Annotated in this window: 18 protein-coding genes; 2 read left to right on the top strand and 16 right to left on the bottom strand. The window is 71.5% G+C overall.

What is annotated here, in order from left to right; all coding sequences use genetic code 11:
- Window positions 1–14: 14 nt before the first annotated feature.
- The 16 genes from MNZ29_RS05685 to MNZ29_RS05610 all read right to left on the bottom strand — a co-directional run bounded on the left by MNZ29_RS05685 (window position 15) and on the right by MNZ29_RS05610 (window position 13,957).
- Entirely contained in the window at window positions 15–416 is a 402-nt protein-coding gene (locus tag MNZ29_RS05685; RefSeq protein ID WP_242353544.1) for a hypothetical protein, read from the bottom strand.
- A gap of 131 nt (window positions 417–547) precedes the next feature.
- A complete protein-coding gene (rarD, locus tag MNZ29_RS05680) occupies window positions 548–1,447 on the bottom strand; it encodes an EamA family transporter RarD (protein WP_242333668.1) in 900 nt (299 codons plus the stop codon).
- Entirely contained in the window at window positions 1,444–2,391 is a 948-nt protein-coding gene (locus tag MNZ29_RS05675) for a DMT family transporter (RefSeq protein ID WP_242353542.1), read from the bottom strand. The genes rarD and MNZ29_RS05675 overlap by 4 nt, the downstream gene beginning before the upstream one ends.
- Before the next feature lie 80 nt (window positions 2,392–2,471).
- A complete protein-coding gene (locus MNZ29_RS05670) occupies window positions 2,472–3,104 on the bottom strand; it encodes a LysE family translocator (RefSeq protein WP_242333675.1) in 633 nt (210 codons plus the stop codon).
- A 13-nt stretch (window positions 3,105–3,117) separates the two neighbouring features.
- The gene (locus tag MNZ29_RS05665; protein ID WP_242333678.1) at window positions 3,118–3,432 is read right to left on the bottom strand and encodes an AzlD domain-containing protein; all 315 of its coding nucleotides are present in this window, start codon (window positions 3,430–3,432) and stop codon (window positions 3,118–3,120) included.
- Window positions 3,429–4,145, bottom strand: coding sequence for an AzlC family ABC transporter permease (locus MNZ29_RS05660; RefSeq protein WP_242333681.1), 717 nt, complete (start codon window positions 4,143–4,145; stop codon window positions 3,429–3,431). The genes MNZ29_RS05665 and MNZ29_RS05660 overlap by 4 nt, the downstream gene beginning before the upstream one ends.
- Window positions 4,146–4,200: 55 nt before the next feature.
- On the bottom strand, window positions 4,201–4,923 hold the full coding sequence (locus MNZ29_RS05655; protein ID WP_242333684.1) for an ABC transporter ATP-binding protein: 723 nt from the start codon (window positions 4,921–4,923) through the stop codon (window positions 4,201–4,203).
- On the bottom strand, window positions 4,920–5,729 hold the full coding sequence (locus MNZ29_RS05650) for an ABC transporter ATP-binding protein (RefSeq protein WP_242333687.1): 810 nt from the start codon (window positions 5,727–5,729) through the stop codon (window positions 4,920–4,922). The genes MNZ29_RS05655 and MNZ29_RS05650 overlap by 4 nt, the downstream gene beginning before the upstream one ends.
- The gene (locus tag MNZ29_RS05645; protein ID WP_242333690.1) at window positions 5,726–6,772 is read right to left on the bottom strand and encodes a branched-chain amino acid ABC transporter permease; all 1,047 of its coding nucleotides are present in this window, start codon (window positions 6,770–6,772) and stop codon (window positions 5,726–5,728) included. The genes MNZ29_RS05650 and MNZ29_RS05645 overlap by 4 nt, the downstream gene beginning before the upstream one ends.
- The gene (locus MNZ29_RS05640; RefSeq protein WP_242333693.1) at window positions 6,772–7,707 is read right to left on the bottom strand and encodes a branched-chain amino acid ABC transporter permease; all 936 of its coding nucleotides are present in this window, start codon (window positions 7,705–7,707) and stop codon (window positions 6,772–6,774) included. Before MNZ29_RS05640 ends, MNZ29_RS05645 begins: the two co-directional genes overlap by 1 nt.
- Window positions 7,708–7,796: 89 nt before the next feature.
- Window positions 7,797–8,975 carry an ABC transporter substrate-binding protein gene (locus tag MNZ29_RS05635; protein ID WP_242353532.1) on the bottom strand — a complete coding sequence of 393 codons (1,179 nt, stop codon included), beginning with the start codon at window positions 8,973–8,975 and terminating at the stop codon, window positions 7,797–7,799.
- A 228-nt stretch (window positions 8,976–9,203) separates the two neighbouring features.
- The gene (locus tag MNZ29_RS05630; RefSeq protein WP_242353530.1) at window positions 9,204–10,445 is read right to left on the bottom strand and encodes a DcaP family trimeric outer membrane transporter; all 1,242 of its coding nucleotides are present in this window, start codon (window positions 10,443–10,445) and stop codon (window positions 9,204–9,206) included.
- A 209-nt stretch (window positions 10,446–10,654) separates the two neighbouring features.
- Window positions 10,655–11,575 carry a DMT family transporter gene (locus tag MNZ29_RS05625; RefSeq protein ID WP_374110787.1) on the bottom strand — a complete coding sequence of 307 codons (921 nt, stop codon included), beginning with the start codon at window positions 11,573–11,575 and terminating at the stop codon, window positions 10,655–10,657.
- A 121-nt stretch (window positions 11,576–11,696) separates the two neighbouring features.
- A complete protein-coding gene (locus MNZ29_RS05620; RefSeq protein ID WP_242333705.1) occupies window positions 11,697–12,434 on the bottom strand; it encodes an amino acid ABC transporter ATP-binding protein in 738 nt (245 codons plus the stop codon).
- On the bottom strand, window positions 12,431–13,147 hold the full coding sequence (locus MNZ29_RS05615) for an amino acid ABC transporter permease (protein ID WP_242353518.1): 717 nt from the start codon (window positions 13,145–13,147) through the stop codon (window positions 12,431–12,433). Before MNZ29_RS05615 ends, MNZ29_RS05620 begins: the two co-directional genes overlap by 4 nt.
- A 30-nt stretch (window positions 13,148–13,177) precedes the next feature.
- Window positions 13,178–13,957: a transporter substrate-binding domain-containing protein gene (locus MNZ29_RS05610; protein ID WP_242333711.1), complete on the bottom strand. Its 780-nt coding sequence runs from the start codon at window positions 13,955–13,957 to the stop codon at window positions 13,178–13,180.
- 165 nt (window positions 13,958–14,122) lie between these two features.
- On the opposite strand from MNZ29_RS05610, the gene MNZ29_RS05605 reads away from it, so the two are divergent.
- Together MNZ29_RS05605 and MNZ29_RS05600 are read left to right on the top strand one after the other, a co-directional pair.
- Window positions 14,123–15,178 (top strand): methionine ABC transporter ATP-binding protein, encoded by a 1,056-nt coding sequence (locus tag MNZ29_RS05605; protein ID WP_242333714.1) that lies wholly within the window; start codon window positions 14,123–14,125, stop codon window positions 15,176–15,178.
- On the top strand, window positions 15,147–15,824 hold the full coding sequence (locus MNZ29_RS05600) for a methionine ABC transporter permease (RefSeq protein ID WP_242333717.1): 678 nt from the start codon (window positions 15,147–15,149) through the stop codon (window positions 15,822–15,824). The genes MNZ29_RS05605 and MNZ29_RS05600 overlap by 32 nt, the downstream gene beginning before the upstream one ends.
- Window positions 15,825–15,861 lie beyond the last annotated feature (37 nt).

The raw sequence follows: 15,861 nt of genomic DNA, 5'->3' as shown, positions 1-15,861 counted from the left end.
TGGACCGACCGTCGCTATCTGGACCTGTCGATGCTGAAGTCGAAGGACGTCGCCGCCGCCAAGGCGGCGTGATTCAGCCGAGGAGCTTCACGCGGAGTTCCATTCACACAGAAGACGGGACTTGACCCGAGCAGCCGGGCCCGCTCCGCGTGCGTGAGCCGCACGAAGCGTGCGTCGCTCGCGATGACGCTGCCCGCGTCGTACGGACTCTCGGCGCGGAGGGCGGCGACGAGCGCCGGGACGGCGTCCGCGCCGTCTCGCTCGAGCGTCAGCGCGGCAGCGCTCTCGGCGTCCCCCTGCGTCGCCTCGGGCTCATCGTCCCAGGCGCCCGTCGGTGGCTCGGGATCGTGACGCGGTTCTGCCGGCGTCGAGGCGGAGACCAGGAGCGCGGCGATGCAGGGCAGGACGGCGTGCATGCGACCGATCGTACCGCACGCGATGCAGGTTCGATCCGCCTTCGAGCACGCCCCGAGCTCGGCGGCAACGCTCGGGAGGATTCTCCCTGGCCGGCGAGCGTCTCTTCACGGGGCCCGACGGTCGCGTCCCGTCACCCCGCCTGACGCCGAGCCAGCGCGAGCGCCTCGAACGAGTAGATCGCGAGCGAGAGCCAGATGCAGCCGAAGGTCAGGGCGTGCGCCGCGGAGAACGGCTCCCGGAAGACGAGCACGGCGATGGCGAACTGGACGGTCGGGTTCACGTACTGGAGGAGCCCGATCGTGGAGAGCCGGAGCCGCTGGACGCCGAGGGCGAACAGCATGAGCGGGATCGCGGTCACCACCCCGCTCGCGGCGAGGAAGATCGTCACGCGTGCGCTCGCGCCGAGGTGGCCCGCGTGCGCGGCCCCCAGCGCCGCGAGGTAGATCGCCGCGACGGGCGTGAGGAGCGCCACCTCCCCGAGGAGCCCGGCGGTCGCGTCCACCCGCACCCGCTTGCGGATGAGCCCGTACAGCCCGAAGGTCAGCGCGAGGGCCAGCGCGACCCACGGGAACGTCCCGGCGCGGACGACGAGCGCGACCACGCCCAGGGCCGCGAGGATCACCGCGATCCGCTGCGCGCGCGTGAGCGGCTCCCGCAGAAACACCACGCCGAGGACCACCGAGACGAGCGGGTTCACGAAGTAGCCGAGGCTCGCCTCCAGGACGCGCCCCGCGTTCACGGCCCAGACGTAGACGAGCCAGTTGGCCGAGATGAAGAGCGCGCTCGCGGCGAGGCTCGGAAGCGTCCCCGGCGCGCGGAGCTGCCGGAGGACGTCCGCCCAGCGCCGCTTCAGCGTCACGAGCGCCGCCACGAACAGCGTCGAGCAGACGATGCGGTAGGCCAGGATCTCGGGGGCGGGCACGCCGGCGAGGGCGTGGAAGTAGAGCGGGAACAGCCCCCACATGAGATACGCGGCCGCGGCGTAGCCGACCCCAGCCGCGCCGCGGGACCCTTCCGCGGGGACCGTCACCGGGACGCCGCCTCGACGCGCGAGAGGAGCAGCACGGCGCCGAGGATGAGCGCCCCGCCCGCGGCGCGCACGAGGGTCACCTGCTCGCCGAGCAGGACGGCGGCGAGGACGAGCGTGGTCACGGGCTCGAGGGTCGAGTAGACGGAGGCCCGCACCGGACCGAGCCGCTCGAGCCCGGCCAGGAAGAACGCGACGGCGAGCACGGTGCAGATCACCGCGATGGCGAGGACCGCGGCCCAGCCCACCGGCGTCCGCGGCAGCTGCGGGCCGCGCAGCAGGACCACGCCCGCGAAGACCACCGCCGCGGCCGAGCTGACCACCGTGGTCGAGGCGGTCGGCGTGATGCCGGCCGGGAGCCGGCCGCCGGTGAGGATGTAGACCGAGTAGATGAGCGCCGCGAGCACGCCGAAGAAGATCCCGAGCGGCGACCCGTCCACCGCCCGCCCGATGGTGAGCAGGCTCCCGAGGAGCGCCATGACGATGGCGACGAGCTGCGCGCCGGAGAGCGGGTGGCGGAGGACGACGCGCGCCAGGATCGCGACGAGGGCCGGGTAGAGGTACAGGAGCAGCGCCGCGAGCCCGGCCGACGCGAGGCTCACCGCGGTGAAGTACGAGAACGCCTGCCCGGCGTACCCGATCGCCCCCATGCCGACGAGCATGGCGAGCCCCTTGCCCCGCGGGACCCGGGCGCCGCGGAGCGCGAGCACGATCCACATGAGGGCGGCGGCGATCGTGAAGCGGAGCAGGAGGAGCGTCGAGGTGTCCACGCCCGACGCGTAGGCGAGGCGCGCGAAGACGGGCAGCGTGCCGAAGCTCACCGCGGACGCCGCCACGTAGGCGACCCCCAGCGCCGTGCCGCGCCCGCGCGGAGGCCGCGCGGGGGCCCCCGGCGGCACTGCCGCCGCGGGGTCCATCACCGTTCGCTCGGGCTCGGTCGCGGGCACGGCGCGAGGACATATCAGCCCGCGCGGAGCGGGGCAAAGGGCGCGGATCGCGACGGGCTCGGCCCAGGCGAGCAACGCCGTCACCGCGCGAGCGCGCTCAGCGCGCCGAGGCCCACGTAGATCGCGCCGCTCAGGTAGCGCTCCCTGCGCGCGAACGCGGGGTTCCGGCGCAACCAGCCCCCGAGCCCACCGGCGACGAGCACGTAGCCGCTGTCGGTGACGACGGCGAGCGCCACGAAGAGGAGGCCCAGGGCCAGGACCTGCGCCGCCATCGACGCGCGCGCGGGATCCGCGAACTGGGGCAGGAAGGCGAGGAAGAAGAGCGCCGTCTTGGGGTTGAGCGCGGCCACCAGGAAGCCCTGGCGGAGGATCGAGCGCGGCGCGGCGGGCGCCGCCCCTGCGTCCGCGGCCCCCAGCGAACCGCCGCGGTCGAGCACCCGGCGAACGCCGAGGAGCACGAGGTAGGCGGCCCCGAGGTACCTCACGAAGGAGAAGGCCACCGGCGACGACGCGAGCAGCGCCGCCAGGCCGAGCGCGGCCGCGGCGGCGTGGACGGTGTTCCCGAGCCCCACCCCCAGCACCGACAGGAACCCGGCGCGCCGGCCGAGGCTCATGCTGCGCGCCACGATGAACAGCACCGCCGGGCCGGGCGTGAGCGTGAGGGCGAGCGTGGCGGCGACGAAGAGCGCGAGCTTCTGCGGGGGGATGACCATCGCGGCGCGCTCGTCAGGCCAGGGCCTGCAGGGTCCACAGCACCGCCATCCCGACCGCGATGGTGAGGACCACGTTCCGCGTGCGCCACGCGACGAGGGCCGCGACGACGCCCGCCACGAGCCGGAGGTTCCCGGGGCGCAGGTCGAGCGCGCCGTCGCGCACGAGCAGCTCCGGGAAGACGATCGCCGAGAGCACGGCGGGCGGGACGAAGCGCAGCGCGTGGGTGACGATGGGCGGCAGCTCCACCTTCCCGAGGAGCAGGATGAAGGAGAGCCGGATCGCGAAGGTGACGAGCCCGGCGACGGCGAGGGCGGGCAGCCAGCTCATGCCCGCCTCGCGTCCACGAACAGCCCGACGAGGATCCCCACCAGCGCGGCGAGCACCAGGCCGAGCTTGTAGGGCAGCCCCACCACCATGACCGCGAGGAGGCCGGCGGCGATCGCGGCGGCGGCGGCCGCCACGTCCTTCAGCGCCGGGATGACGAGCGCGATGAAGGTGAGGGCGAGGGTGAAGTCGAGCGACCAGCTCCGCGGCACGGCCGCGCCGAGGAACACCCCCGCGGCGGTGCTGGCCTGCCAGGCGGCCCAGAGGGTCACGCCGGCCCCGAGGAAGTACCAGTGGAGGTGCGGCGCGACGTCGGGCCGGTCGCCGTCGCGCGCGTAGCGCGAGGCCGCGACGGCGTAGGCCTCGTCGGTGAGGAGGTAGGCGAGGAGCACCTTCCAGCCGGTCCCGAGGTGCTTGAGGCGCGGCGCGACCGAGGCGCTGTACAGCGCGTGGCGCAGGTTCACGACGAACACCGTCACGACGAGGACCACCGCCGGCGTGCCCTCGCGGATGAGCTGCGTCGCGATGAACTGCGCCGACCCGGCGAACACCACCGACGACATCGCCTGGGCGGTGAGCGCGGGGAGCCCCGCGCCGAGCGCGAGCAGGCCGTAGATCATCCCGAAGGGCGCGACGCCGAGCAGGATGGGGAGCTCGTCGCGGCAGCCGGCCAGGAACTCCCGGCCCTGCGCCGAGCGTGGTGAGGCGATGGACATCCCCGGAAGATAGCCTCCCGGCGCGCGCGTGGACACACCGCGCGCGCGTGGCCCGTCACTCCCCGAGATACGCCTTGCGGACCTCCGGCGAGGCGAGCAGCTCCTTGCCGGTCCCCTGCATCACGACGTTGCCGGTCTCGAGCACGTAGGCCCGGTGCGCGAGCTGGAGCGCCTTGTGGGCGTTCTGCTCGACGAGGAGCAGCGAGACGCCGGAGGCGTTCACCTCGCGCAGCACGCTGAAGATGCGCTCGACGACCTGCGGCGCGAGCCCCAGGGACGGCTCGTCGAGCAGCATCAGCTTGGGCCGGCTCATGAGCGCGCGGGCGACGGCCAGCATCTGCTGCTCGCCGCCCGAGAGCGTGCCCGCCACCTGGTTGCGGCGCTCGGCGAGGATGGGGAAGAGCGAGAACTGCCGCTCGGCGTCCTGGGCGATCCCGGCCCGGTCGCTCCGGAGGTACGCGCCGAGGTCGAGGTTCTCGCGCACCGTGAGGTTGAGGAAGATCCCCCGCCCCTCCGGCGCGTGGGCCATGCCGCGCGCCACGAGCGCGTGCGAGGGGAGCCGCGTGACGTCCTCCCCCTTGAAGTGGATCGCGCCGGTGCTCGGCTTGAGCATCTTCGACACGGCGCGGAGGGTGGTGGTCTTGCCCGCGCCGTTCGCGCCGATGAGCGCCACGACCTGGCCCTGCGAGACCTCGAGGGAGACCCCGCGCAGCGCCTCGATGGCGCCGTAGTGGACCCGCAGGTCCTTCACCTGGAGGATGAGGCCGTCGCCGCTCATCGCGCGCCCTCCGGGGTGATCGCGATGTGCTTCTCCTCGAGGTACGCGTCGCCGAGGTAGGCCTCGATCACCTTCGGGTTCTTCCGGATGGCCTCGGGCTTGCCCTGCGCGATGGTCACGCCGTGGTCGAGCACGAGGAGCCGCTCGGAGACGCCCATCACGAGCCGCATGTCGTGCTCGATGACGAGGATCGAGATGCCGAACCGATCGCGGATGTTGCGGATGAGCTGCATGAGCTCGACCTTCTCGGCGGCGTTCATGCCGGCCGCCGGCTCGTCGAGGCAGAGCACCTTCGGGCCGGTCGCGAGCGCCCGGGCGATCTCCAGCCGGCGCTGCTCGCCGTAGGGCAGGTTGCGGGAGATCTCGTCGCGCCGGTGCGAGAGCCCCATCACCTTCAGGTACTCCTCGGCGCGGGAGAGGATGCGGGACTCCTCGGTGCGGTGGCGCGCGGTGAGGAACAGCGCGTCGAAGAAGCCGCTCGTCGCCCGCGCGTGGCAGGCGACCCGGACGTTGTCGAGCGCGGTGAGCTGCTTGTAGAGGCGGATGTTCTGGAAGGTGCGGGCGACGCCCTTCCCGCAGATCTCGTGCGGGCGCTGGGCGTTCACGAGCTCGCCGGACACCCGGACCTCGCCCTCGCTGGGCGTGTAGACGCCGGTGATGGCGTTGAAGGCGGTGGTCTTGCCGGCGCCGTTCGGGCCGATGAGGCCGACGAGCTCGCCGGGCTCCATCACCAGGCTGAACTCGGAGAGGGCCTTGAGCCCCCCGAACCGCATGGTGACCGACTTCGCCTCGAGGGGCGCGCTCATACGACCCCCTTGGTCGAGTCGTCGCGGACCTCGGTCGGCGAGGCGCCGGCGGGTCCCGTCGCGGCGAGCTGCCGGGTCCGGAACAGCCGGCGGACGATGGCGAGGTCCCAGATCTCCCGCGTCCCGAAGATCCCCTGGGGGCGGAGCAGCATGAGCGCGATGAGGAGGATCGCGTAGACGACCATGCGGTAGGCCTGGAACTCGCGGAGCAGCTCCAGCGCGATGGTGAGGGTGCAGGCGGCGACGATCGAGCCCGTGATGGAGCCGAGGCCGCCGAGCACCACCATCACCACCACCTCGATGGAGCGGACGAAGGTGAACATGCGCGGCGTGGCGAGCAGGATGGCGTGCGAGATGAGCGCGCCGGCGAGGCCGGCGTACGCGGCCGAGATGACGAACGCCCGCACCTTGTAGCCGGTCGTGTCCACGCCCATCGCCTCGGCCGCGACCTCGTCCTCGCGGATGGCGAAGAGCGCCCGGCCCTGGGTCGAGACCGCGAGCCGGCGCGCCATCACCACCGTGGCGATGGCCGAGACGCCCACCCACACGAGGTTGGTCCGCGGGGGCAGGCCGGAGAGGCCCGTCGCCTGCCCGAGGGTCTTCATGTTCTCGATGACGGAGCGGATGATCTCGCCGAACCCCAGCGTGACGATGGCGAGGTAGTCGCCGCGCAGGCGCAGGGAGGGCATGCCCACCAGGAAGCCGGCGAGCGCCGCGGTGGCCATGCCCGCGCTGAGCGCCAGGGCGAAGATGGCCTGATCGGAGAAGGCCTGCGGGACGAAGGGGAGGTCCACGCCCACGAGCCCGGTGGTGATCTTCGCGGCGGTGTACGCGCCCACCGCCATGAACCCGGCGTGCCCGAGCGAGAACTGCCCGGTGAAGCCGTTCACCACGTTGAGCGAGACCGCCAGCACGACGTTCACGCCGACGCTCACCAGGATGAGCGCGTAGTCGGGCGGCGTCACCGACTGGATGGCGAAGAGGACGGGCAGCCCCAGGAGGAAGGGCAGGATCGACCGGAACACTGCCTTCGCGCGCGCCACTATACCTTCTCCACGGTGACGCGGCCGAAGAGGCCGGCTGGGCGGATCAGCAGCACGAGGATGAGCACCGTGAACGCGATGGCGTCGCGGTAGGACGAGTCCGTGTAGCCGGCGACGTACTCCTCGGTGAGCCCGAGCAGGAGCCCGCCCGCCATGGCGCCGGGGACGCTCCCGATGCCTCCCAGCACCGCCGCCACGAACGCCTTGAGCCCGGAGATGAGGCCGAAGAGCGGCTCGATCTTGGGGCGCGAGGAGGCGTTGATGATGCCGGCCGCCGCGGCGAGCGCGCTGCCCAGCATGAAGGTCCAGGAGATGATCCGGTTCACGGGGATCCCCATGAGGCCGGCGACCTGCGGATCGAAGGAGACGGCGCGCATCGCGGTGCCGAAGCGCGTGCGGTAGACGATGAACTGGAGCACGAGCATCAGCCCGAGCGCGACCCCGAGCCCGAGCAGATCGATCTTGGGCATCGTCGCGCCGAGGACCTCGATGGAGCGCTCGCCGCCGAAGTCGATGAGCGGCGGGAAGAAGCGCGGGCTCGGGCCGGGCGGGAACTGCACCGGGGTGCGGATCCAGGGCGACAGCTGGAACCCGTACTCGAGCAGGAACGAGACGCCGATGGCCGTGATGAGCGCGGTCAGCCGCGCCCGGTGGCGGAGCGGCCGGTAGGCGAAGCGCTCGATCACGAACCCGAGCAGCGCGCACGCGATCATCGCGCCCAGCGTGACGTACGCCGCCCGGAAGAACGACGGCTCGCCTCCCCCGCCGACGATCCCCAGGTAGTAGCCCGAGAACGCGCCCACCATGTAGACGTCGCCGTGGGCGAAGTTGATGAGCTTCAGGACGCCGTACACCATCGTGTAGCCGAGCGCGATCAGGGCGTAGATCGTCCCGACGGAGAGGCCGTTCACGAAGTGCTGAAGGAACTCGGTCACGCGGGCCACCCGGGGAAATGGGGTGCGACACCATAGAGAAGGGAAGGGGCCTCGATCAACCCCTCCCCTTCTCTACGGAAGGCGGAGCCCTACGGCTCGACGGTCGTGACGTACTTCGGGGTGTTCTTCTCGATGCCGATCACGACGGCCGATTTCACGGCGTTGTGATCCGCGTCGAGCGTGATGTTGCCCGCCACGCCGTGGAAGCCCTTCGTCTGCTCGATGGCGTCGCGGATCGCCGGGCCCGTGAGGTCCTTGGCGCGGTTCATGGAGTCGATGGCGACGAGGGCCGCGTCGTAGCCGAGGGCGGCGAGCGCGTCCGGCACGGAGCCGTAGGTGTCCTTGTACTTCTTCACGAAGTTCTGGACCCGCGGGTCCGGGTTCTCGTGGGTGTAGTGGTTCGAGAAGTACGAGCCGTCGAGCGCGCCCTGGGCGATCTCGTACAGCTTGGCCGAGTCCCAGCCGTCGCCGCCGGCGAGGGGACCCTTGAATCCCAGCTCGCGGGCCTGGCGGCCGATGAGCGCGACGTCGGTGTAGTAGGCGGGGACGTAGATGAGCTGGGGGTTCTTGTTCTTGATGGCGGTGAGCTGGGCCTTGAAGTCCTGGTCACCGGCCTTGAAGCTCTGGTCGCTCACGACCTCGCCGCCGAGCTCCTTGAACTTGGCGGAGAAGTAGTCGGCGAGGCCGACCGAGTAGTCGTTCCCGACGTCGCGGAGGATGGCCACCCGCTTCAGCTTCAGGTTCTCGTGGGCGAACTTCGCCATCACGGTGCCCTGGAACGGATCGATGAAGCAGACGCGGAAGACGTAGGGCCGGGTCTTCGTGCCGTCCTTCGTGACGCGCGGGTTCGTCGAGGTCGGGGAGATCTGCGGGACCTTGTTGGTGTCCGCGATCGGCGCGATCGCGAGCGAGCGGCTGGAGGCCACCTCGCCGAGGAGCACCGCGACCTTGTCCTGCACGATGAGGCGCGTCGCGGCGACCGCGGCCTCCTCGGGCTTGCCCTGGTCGTCATACGTCTTGAGCGCGAGCTTCTTGCCCTTCACGCCGCCGTTCGCGTTCGCCTCGGCGATCGCGAGCTTGATGGCGTTGTCCGTCGACTCGCCGAACGTCGCCTGCTCGCCGGTGAGGGACGCGACGTGCCCGATGAGGATCGTGTCCGACGGTGCCGCCGCCTGCTGCTGACCCGCAGCGGCGGGTTCCTGCTTCTTCTCGCAACCGGCTACGGCCAGGACCAGTGCCGAAACCGCCAACGCTCGCGCGAAACGCATGGGAGCCTCCAGGGGTGAAGAAACGGAAGCTTCCGTCATACAGAACGCATTTGTCATGGGCAATGTGCAACGCGCTTCCCGGCCCGCGGCGCCGTCCCGGGCGGTGCTCGTTTCGCGGGCACCCTCCTCACCCCCGGTTCTTTGCGCACCGCGCCGAGGTGACGACGAAAACGAGGGGGGCGGCGGCCTCGCTCGGCCACCGCCCCCCTCGGAAACCACCCGCCCCGCCTAGAAGAAGGTGTAGCGAGCGAGCGCGTTGACGCGGTGCTGCGTGCCCACGTCGTTGGACGGATCGGCGAGGGCCGCGGCGAAGACGGTCCGGCGGCCGTAAGCGTACTCGAGGCCGAGCTCGACGTTCTTCACCGGGCTGTAGAACGAGTTCACGTAGCCGGCGTCGATGCGCTTGTTCGACAGGGGATCGCCCAGCTCGGCCGCGAGCGCGTCGTCCTTGTCGAAGAACGTCTGGGTCCAGATGAGGTTCGAGCGGAAGGTGGGCGACCAGTTGTGGGTGAGGCCCACGTGGTACGCGACCGCGCTCCACAGCTCGATGTCGTTCCCCACGAACGCGGCGCCCTGGAACAGCGTCGTGAACATGTAGCGGCCGATGCCGTCGCCGCCCTGGACCGACCACACCACGCTGTCCAGCTTGCCGAGCTTCACGCTGCCGGAGACGCCGGCGCCCCAGGCCCAGCGGCTGTCGTGCACGCCGGCCGCGGTGCGGCCCTGGTACTCGAAGGTCACGGCGCGCAGGTTCAGGTGGCCGAGCGAGAACGGGACCGTGAGGTTCGCGGAGACGTCCGGGTAGCGGTCGAACTCGCGCCCGACGGTGAGCGTCCCGGGAGCCTTCTCCGTGTTGAGCACCAGGCTCTGCGGGTTCTCGAGGGCGACCGCGAGGGTCGGCCCGCCGAAGTTGGCGGTGTAGCGGACGCCGGGCGAGCGGGTCAGCGCGAACGCGCCGTGCGGGTTGAAGTCCACGGTGTCGGGGAGCGACCCGAGATCCATGAAGTTGGCCCAGGTCTGGCCGACGAGGAACCCGGCGTACTCGCCGTAGGCGTGGCGGATGCGGAAGTTCGTGCCGTTGGTGGTCGCCTCGGTGGAGTAGTTGAAGGCGGACGGCGAGTTGAAGTCGCCCTCGACGCGGACCACGAGGTTGCCGTGGTCGGTCGGCGTGGTGGTGGTGAGGCCGACGCGCGACGTGCGGGCGGTCACGTACAGGCGGTCCTTGTCGCGCTCGCCGCGGTCGAGCGGCTGGAACTCGAGGAAGGACGCCCAGTCGTCGCCGCGGATGTCCTCGTCGGCGCCGCTGAAGTCGTAGGTGGCGTCGAGCTCGACGAAGCCGTTGAGCTTGAGCGTGGTGTTGGTGCCGGGGATCTTGAACTCACCGGGCTTCGCGTCCTGGGCGTGGCCGGCGGCGGGCATGGCGAGCGCCGCGCTCACCAGGGCGATCGCCCTGAGCTTCGAGAAGTTCATCGTGCCTCCATTACGTTGGGTGATGCACCTCAGTACCGGGCTGCAGAGTGCGCGGCATTGAAGCACAATCGGAGGCTCCCGTTCACCCGCCTCGCGCTTTTTTCTCGAAGGGCAAGCAACCGCGCGTCACGACGACGACGCGCCGCGCAAGTGAAAGCCGAGGGTTGCGTGCGATCAAGGACGGCGCGTCAGCGCGCCGCGGCCCGGCCTCACGCCTGTCCGGCGGAGCCCGGCGCCATCGGGGACGCCGAGGAGGCGGCGGCGCGCACCGGCGCTCCGGTCGCGAGCCAGGAGCCGGCGAGGATGAGCAAGAACCCGATGACCGTGCCCGCCGTCAGCGGCTCAGCCAGCACGGCGACCCCCGCGGCTACGGCGACCGCCGGATTGACGTACGCGACCACGGTGGCCCGCACCGGCCCGACCTCGGCGATGAGCCGGAAGAAGAGCACGAAGGCGAGCGCCGTGCAGAGCACCCCGAGCACGACCACCGAGAGGATCGCCTCGATCGACGGCAGCGCGGCGGGGAGCTGGGAGATCCCGAACGGCGCGTACCCCACGGCGCCCAGCACGAGCGACACCGCCACCACGTCCAGGGTCCGCACGTCGGTGAGGCGCCGGGACACGACCATGGGGCCCACCGCGTAGCCGATCACCACGAGCACCATCTCGCCCACCGCGCGCAGGTCTCCCCCGCGCACGTCGAGGCCGAGCAGCGCGACCACGCCCGCGAGCCCGACCCAGAGCCCGGCGAGACGGCGTCCTCCGAGCGGCTCGGGGACCCCGCTCAGGCGGGCCAGCACGACGCCGACCAGCGGCACCGACGCGACGAGGAGGCCCGCGAGGGAGCTCGGCAGGTGGCGCTCGGCGTCGGAGAGCAGGAGCCACGGGACCGCGAGCTCCGCCACGGTGAACAGCACGATGGGGCGCCAGCGCGGCAGGAGGGCGCGCAGGTCGCCCCGGGAGAGGAGCACCACCGGCAGGAGGACGAGCGCGCCGATGGCGGTGCGCAGGAAGACGAGGCTCGCCGGGGTGATCTCCCGGACCGCGACCTTGATGAGCAGGTACGGGATCCCCCAGATCACGCACAGCGCGACGAACAGCAGCCAGCCTCGACGGGACAAGGGTGCCACCCTCCTCGCCTCCGGGACCCCGGACGCTCGAGGCACGTGTACCGGAATCCGGGCCTCGACGCTCGCGCGGAGATGCACGGGGCCCGTGCACGGATGCACGCCCGCCGCGCGCGCCGCCGTGTCAGGTCCGCTTGACCCGCTGCAGGAACTGCCGCGTCCGCTCGTGGCGCGTGCGCTGGAAGACGTCCTCGGCCGCGCCCTCCTCCACGATGCGCCCCTCGTCCATGAAGATCACGCGCTGGGCGACCTCGCGCGCGAAGCCCATCTCGTGGGTGACGACGAGCATCGTCACGCCGTCGCGGGCGAGGCCGCGCATCACGTCGAGGACCTCGCCCACGAGCTCCGGGTCGAGCGCCGAGGTCGGCTCGTCGAAGAGGATGACGTCGGGCTCGAGCGCGAGCGCCCGGGCGATGCCGACCCGCTGCTGCTGGCCGCCGGAGAGCTGGGACGGGAAGTAGGAGAGCCGGTTCGAGAGACCGACGCGCGCGAGGACCCGCTCGCTCGCGGCGCGGGCCTCGGCGCGCGGGAGCTTCCTCACCACGAGGAGCCCCTCCATCACGTTCTCGAGCGCGGTCTTGTTGCGGAACAGGTGGTAGTGCTGGAACACCATGGCGGTCCGCCGCCGCAGCGCCGCCGCCTCCGCCTTCGTGGCCCGGTGGGCGTCCACGGTGAGATCGCCGACGCGGATCGTCCCGCCGTCCGGGCGCTCGAGGAAGTTCACGCAGCGCAGCAGCGTGGACTTGCCGGAGCCGCTCGGCCCGAGGATGACGACGGACTCGCCCTCGTGGACCTCGAGGCTCACGCCCCGCAGGGCCGGCACGCCGTTGAACGCCTTCGTGACGTCGCGGAGCTCGATCATGCCGGCGAGAGCCCCTCGTACCGCCTCACCCGGCGCTCCAGCACCGCCATGCCCCGCTCGATGCCGATGCAGATGACCCAGTAGACGAGCGCGGCCACCAGGTAGACCTCGAAGAACTGCAGCCCGCGCGCCGCCTGGATCTTCGCCTCCCCCATGAGCTCCACCACCGACACGAGGAAGGCGAGCGAGGTGTCCTTGAGCAGGGCGATGACGGTGTTCCCCAGGCTCGGCAGGGCGATGGTGAGCGCCTGGGGGAGCACGATCCGGCGCATGCCCTGCCAGCGCGTCATCCCCACCGAGAGCGCCGCCTCCATCTGCCCCCGGTCGATCGCCTCGATCGCCGCGCGGAAGGTCTCGGAGGCGTAGGCCCCGACGTTCAGGGTGAACGCGAGGTAGATGAAGGCGATGGCCGGGATGCTGCTCACGTCGAGGGACCAGCCGTAGCGGTCGCCGAGGTGGTTCAGCACCTTCGGCAGGCCGTAGTAGGCGAGGTAGATCTGCACGAGGAGCGGCGTGCCGCGCATGAACGAGACGTAGAGCGCCGCCACGTGCCGGAGCACCGGGACGCGGGAGATCCGGACGAGGGCGGTGGCGAGCGCGAGCGGCAGCGCCAGGCTCATCGACACCACCGTCACGTTCAGGGTGACCGGCAGCGCCCGCAGGAGCGCGGGCACCACCGACACCATGAAGGGATAGTCGAGCAGCGGCTCCATGCCGGCGGCGTCCACGGGCGGGAGGGAGCGCTAGCGCGTGTAGTCGGCGCCGAACCACTTCACGGAGAGCTTCGCGAGCGTGCCGTCCCGCTTGGCCGCGGCGATGGCCGCGTCGAGGCGCTTCACGAGCGCCTCGCCCTCCGGCCCCTTGCGGACCACGAAGTGCGAGGGGACGAGCGCGAGCGGCGCCCCGACCAGCTTCACGGGGAGCGCGAGCTTCTTGACGTTGTACCCCACCGTCAGGCGGTCGTTCACGGTCGCGTCGAGGCGGCCCGCGACGATGTCCTGGAGGACGGTGGTGAGGGTCCCGTCGTAGTACTTGATGTCGATGGGCGGGGTGTGGCTCGCGTTGTAGGCCTCGAGCAGCTTGCTGTAGTTGCTGCCGACGCCGGTGCCGACCTTCAGGCCCGCGAGGCTCTCGAGCCCGGAGAACGTCCCGGCGCGCCCTTCCTTGACGATGATCTGGGCGCCGGAGACGAGGTAGTCGTCGGTGAAGAGGTACTTCTTCTCGCGCTCGGGCGTCTTGCCGATCTGGTTCGCGACCAGGTCGAACTTCCGCGAGTCGAGCCCGAGGAAGATGCTGTCCCACGGCGTCGGGGCGAACACCGGCTCGAGCCCGGCGCGCCGCGCGATCTCCCGGACGACCTCGACGTCGTAGCCGGTGAGCTTCCCGTCGGCGTCCTGGAACGTGAACGGTGCGTAAACACCCTCGGTGCCGACCTTGAGGGTCTGGGCGGGCGCCGCACGGGCGACGCCGGCGAGCGCGAGGAGTGCGGTGGCGAGGAGCGGGATCGTCCGGACGGCTCTCATGTGGGAGGTCTCCTTCCGTGATAACGGATGCTCATCCTATAGGGGAGATCGAGGCGCCGGGCAACGCGCCGATCGCCCGCGGAGCCTGCCACGCCGGCCGGCCTCGCGCCGCGGGGACTCCTCCAGTATAACGGACACCCCGCGTCCAGCCCCCCGCGAAGCACGATGATCGAGCTCCGAGACCTCACGAAGACCTTCCACGCCGAGGGCGGCCCCGTCCACGTCCTCAAGGGCGTCTCCCTCGCCATCCCCAGGGGCGAGGTGTTCGGCGTCATCGGCCGCAGCGGCGCCGGCAAGAGTACGCTCGTCCGCTGCATCAACCTCCTCGAGCGGCCCACGTCGGGTCGCGTGGTGGTCGAGGGCCGGGAGATCACCGCGCTCCGAGGCCGGGCCCTGCGCGAGGCGCGCCACGCGATCGGGATGATCTTCCAGCACTTCAACCTGCTCTCCTCGCGGACCGCCCTCGACAACGTCGCCCTCCCCCTCGAGCTCGCCGGCCGCTCGCGCGCGGACGCGCGCGCCGCCGCGGCGCCGCTCCTGGAGCTGGTCGGGCTCGCGGGCAAGCACGGCCGCTACCCCGCCGAGCTGTCCGGCGGGGAGAAGCAGCGGGTCGGCATCGCGCGGGCGCTCGCCTCGGAGCCGTCGGTGCTGCTCTGCGACGAGGCCACCTCGGCGCTCGACCCCGAGACCACGCAGGCGATCCTCACCCTGCTCCGCGACATCAACCGGAAGCTCGGGCTCACCATCGTCCTCATCACGCACGAGATGCCGGTCATCAAGGAGATCTGCGACCGGGTGGCGGTGCTGGAGCACGGCGAGATCGTGGAGCTCGGCCCCGTCTTCGACGTCTTCACCTCGCCGACCGCCGAGGTGACCCGGCGCTTCGTCCGCGACCTCGTGGACCGGGCCCTCCCGGCGAACCTCGTCGCGCGCCTGGCGGCGCCGCCCGAGGCCGGCGGCAACCCGGTGCTCCGGATCGTCTTCCGCGGGCCGTCGGCGAACACGCCCGTGATGGCCGAGGTCGTCCGCCGGTTCGGGATCCTGCTCAACATCCTGCAGGCGCAGGTCGACTACATCCAGGGTGAGCCGTACGGGAACATCATCGTCGAGGCGATCGGGCGCGCCGAGGACGTCGCGGCCTCTCTCGAGTTCATCCGCAGCAAGGACCTGAAGGTGGAGGTGCTCGGCCATGTCGCCGGCGATGCTCGGGCTGTTGCTTGACGCGTTCCTCGAGACCCTGCTCATGGTGGCCGTGTCGTCCACCCTGGCGGCGCTCGTCGGCGTGCCGCTGGGCGTCGTCCTGGTCGCCACGAGCCCCGGCCACATCCGGGAGCACCCCCTGCTGAACCGGGTGCTGGGCGCGGTGGTGAACGCCGGCCGCTCGACGCCGTTCATCATCCTGCTCGTGGCCATCATCCCGTTCACGCGGCTCCTCGTCGGTACCTCCATCGGCACGGCGGCGGCCATCGTGCCGCTAACGATCGCGGCCATCCCGTTCGTGGCCCGGCTCGCCGAGGCGGCGCTCCGCGAGGTGGACCCCGGCCTCATCGAGGCAGCGCAGGCCATGGGGGCCTCGCCGATGCAGATCGTGACGAAGGTCCTCGTCCCGGAGGCGCTCCCCGGCCTCGTCGCGGCCCTCACCATCACGGTCGTGAACCTGATCAGCTACTCGGCCATGGCCGGCGCCGTCGGCGGCGGCGGGCTCGGCGACCTCGGCATCCGCTATGGCTACCAGCGCTTCCTGCCGGAGGTCATGCTCGCGGTGGTGGTCGTCCTCATCGTGCTCGTGCAGGGGGTCCAGTCGGTCGGAGATCGCGTGGCGCAGCGGCTCAACAAGCGGCTCGTGCGCTCGCGGCCGAACGCCTAGGCGCCGCGCGGAACCGCACCGCGCGCCTTCGACGAAG

The organism is Anaeromyxobacter sp. SG64, from assembly GCF_022690745.1.
Lineage (GTDB): Bacteria > Myxococcota > Myxococcia > Myxococcales > Anaeromyxobacteraceae > Anaeromyxobacter > Anaeromyxobacter soli.
Note: the sequence above shows the minus strand (reverse complement) of the source record. Positions and strands in the feature narration are given on the sequence as shown.

Excerpts from the sequence above, each read along its gene's own strand:
- MNZ29_RS05685 (WP_242353544.1), bottom strand. The coding sequence starts at position 416 with ATGCACGCCGTCCTGCCCTGCATCGCCGCGCTCCTGGTCTCCGCCTCG.
- MNZ29_RS05670 (WP_242333675.1), bottom strand. The coding sequence starts at position 3,104 with ATGGTCATCCCCCCGCAGAAGCTCGCGCTCTTCGTCGCCGCCACGCTC.
- MNZ29_RS05665 (WP_242333678.1), bottom strand. The coding sequence starts at position 3,432 with ATGAGCTGGCTGCCCGCCCTCGCCGTCGCCGGGCTCGTCACCTTCGCG.
- MNZ29_RS05660 (WP_242333681.1), bottom strand. The coding sequence starts at position 4,145 with ATGTCCATCGCCTCACCACGCTCGGCGCAGGGCCGGGAGTTCCTGGCC.
- MNZ29_RS05655 (WP_242333684.1), bottom strand. The coding sequence starts at position 4,923 with ATGAGCGGCGACGGCCTCATCCTCCAGGTGAAGGACCTGCGGGTCCAC.
- MNZ29_RS05650 (WP_242333687.1), bottom strand. The coding sequence starts at position 5,729 with ATGAGCGCGCCCCTCGAGGCGAAGTCGGTCACCATGCGGTTCGGGGGG.
- MNZ29_RS05635 (WP_242353532.1), bottom strand. The coding sequence starts at position 8,975 with ATGCGTTTCGCGCGAGCGTTGGCGGTTTCGGCACTGGTCCTGGCCGTA.
- MNZ29_RS05630 (WP_242353530.1), bottom strand. The coding sequence starts at position 10,445 with ATGAACTTCTCGAAGCTCAGGGCGATCGCCCTGGTGAGCGCGGCGCTC.
- MNZ29_RS05620 (WP_242333705.1), bottom strand. The coding sequence starts at position 12,434 with ATGATCGAGCTCCGCGACGTCACGAAGGCGTTCAACGGCGTGCCGGCC.
- MNZ29_RS05615 (WP_242353518.1), bottom strand. The coding sequence starts at position 13,147 with ATGGAGCCGCTGCTCGACTATCCCTTCATGGTGTCGGTGGTGCCCGCG.
- MNZ29_RS05610 (WP_242333711.1), bottom strand. The coding sequence starts at position 13,957 with ATGAGAGCCGTCCGGACGATCCCGCTCCTCGCCACCGCACTCCTCGCG.
- MNZ29_RS05605 (WP_242333714.1), top strand. The coding sequence starts at position 14,123 with ATGATCGAGCTCCGAGACCTCACGAAGACCTTCCACGCCGAGGGCGGC.
- MNZ29_RS05600 (WP_242333717.1), top strand. The coding sequence starts at position 15,147 with ATGTCGCCGGCGATGCTCGGGCTGTTGCTTGACGCGTTCCTCGAGACC.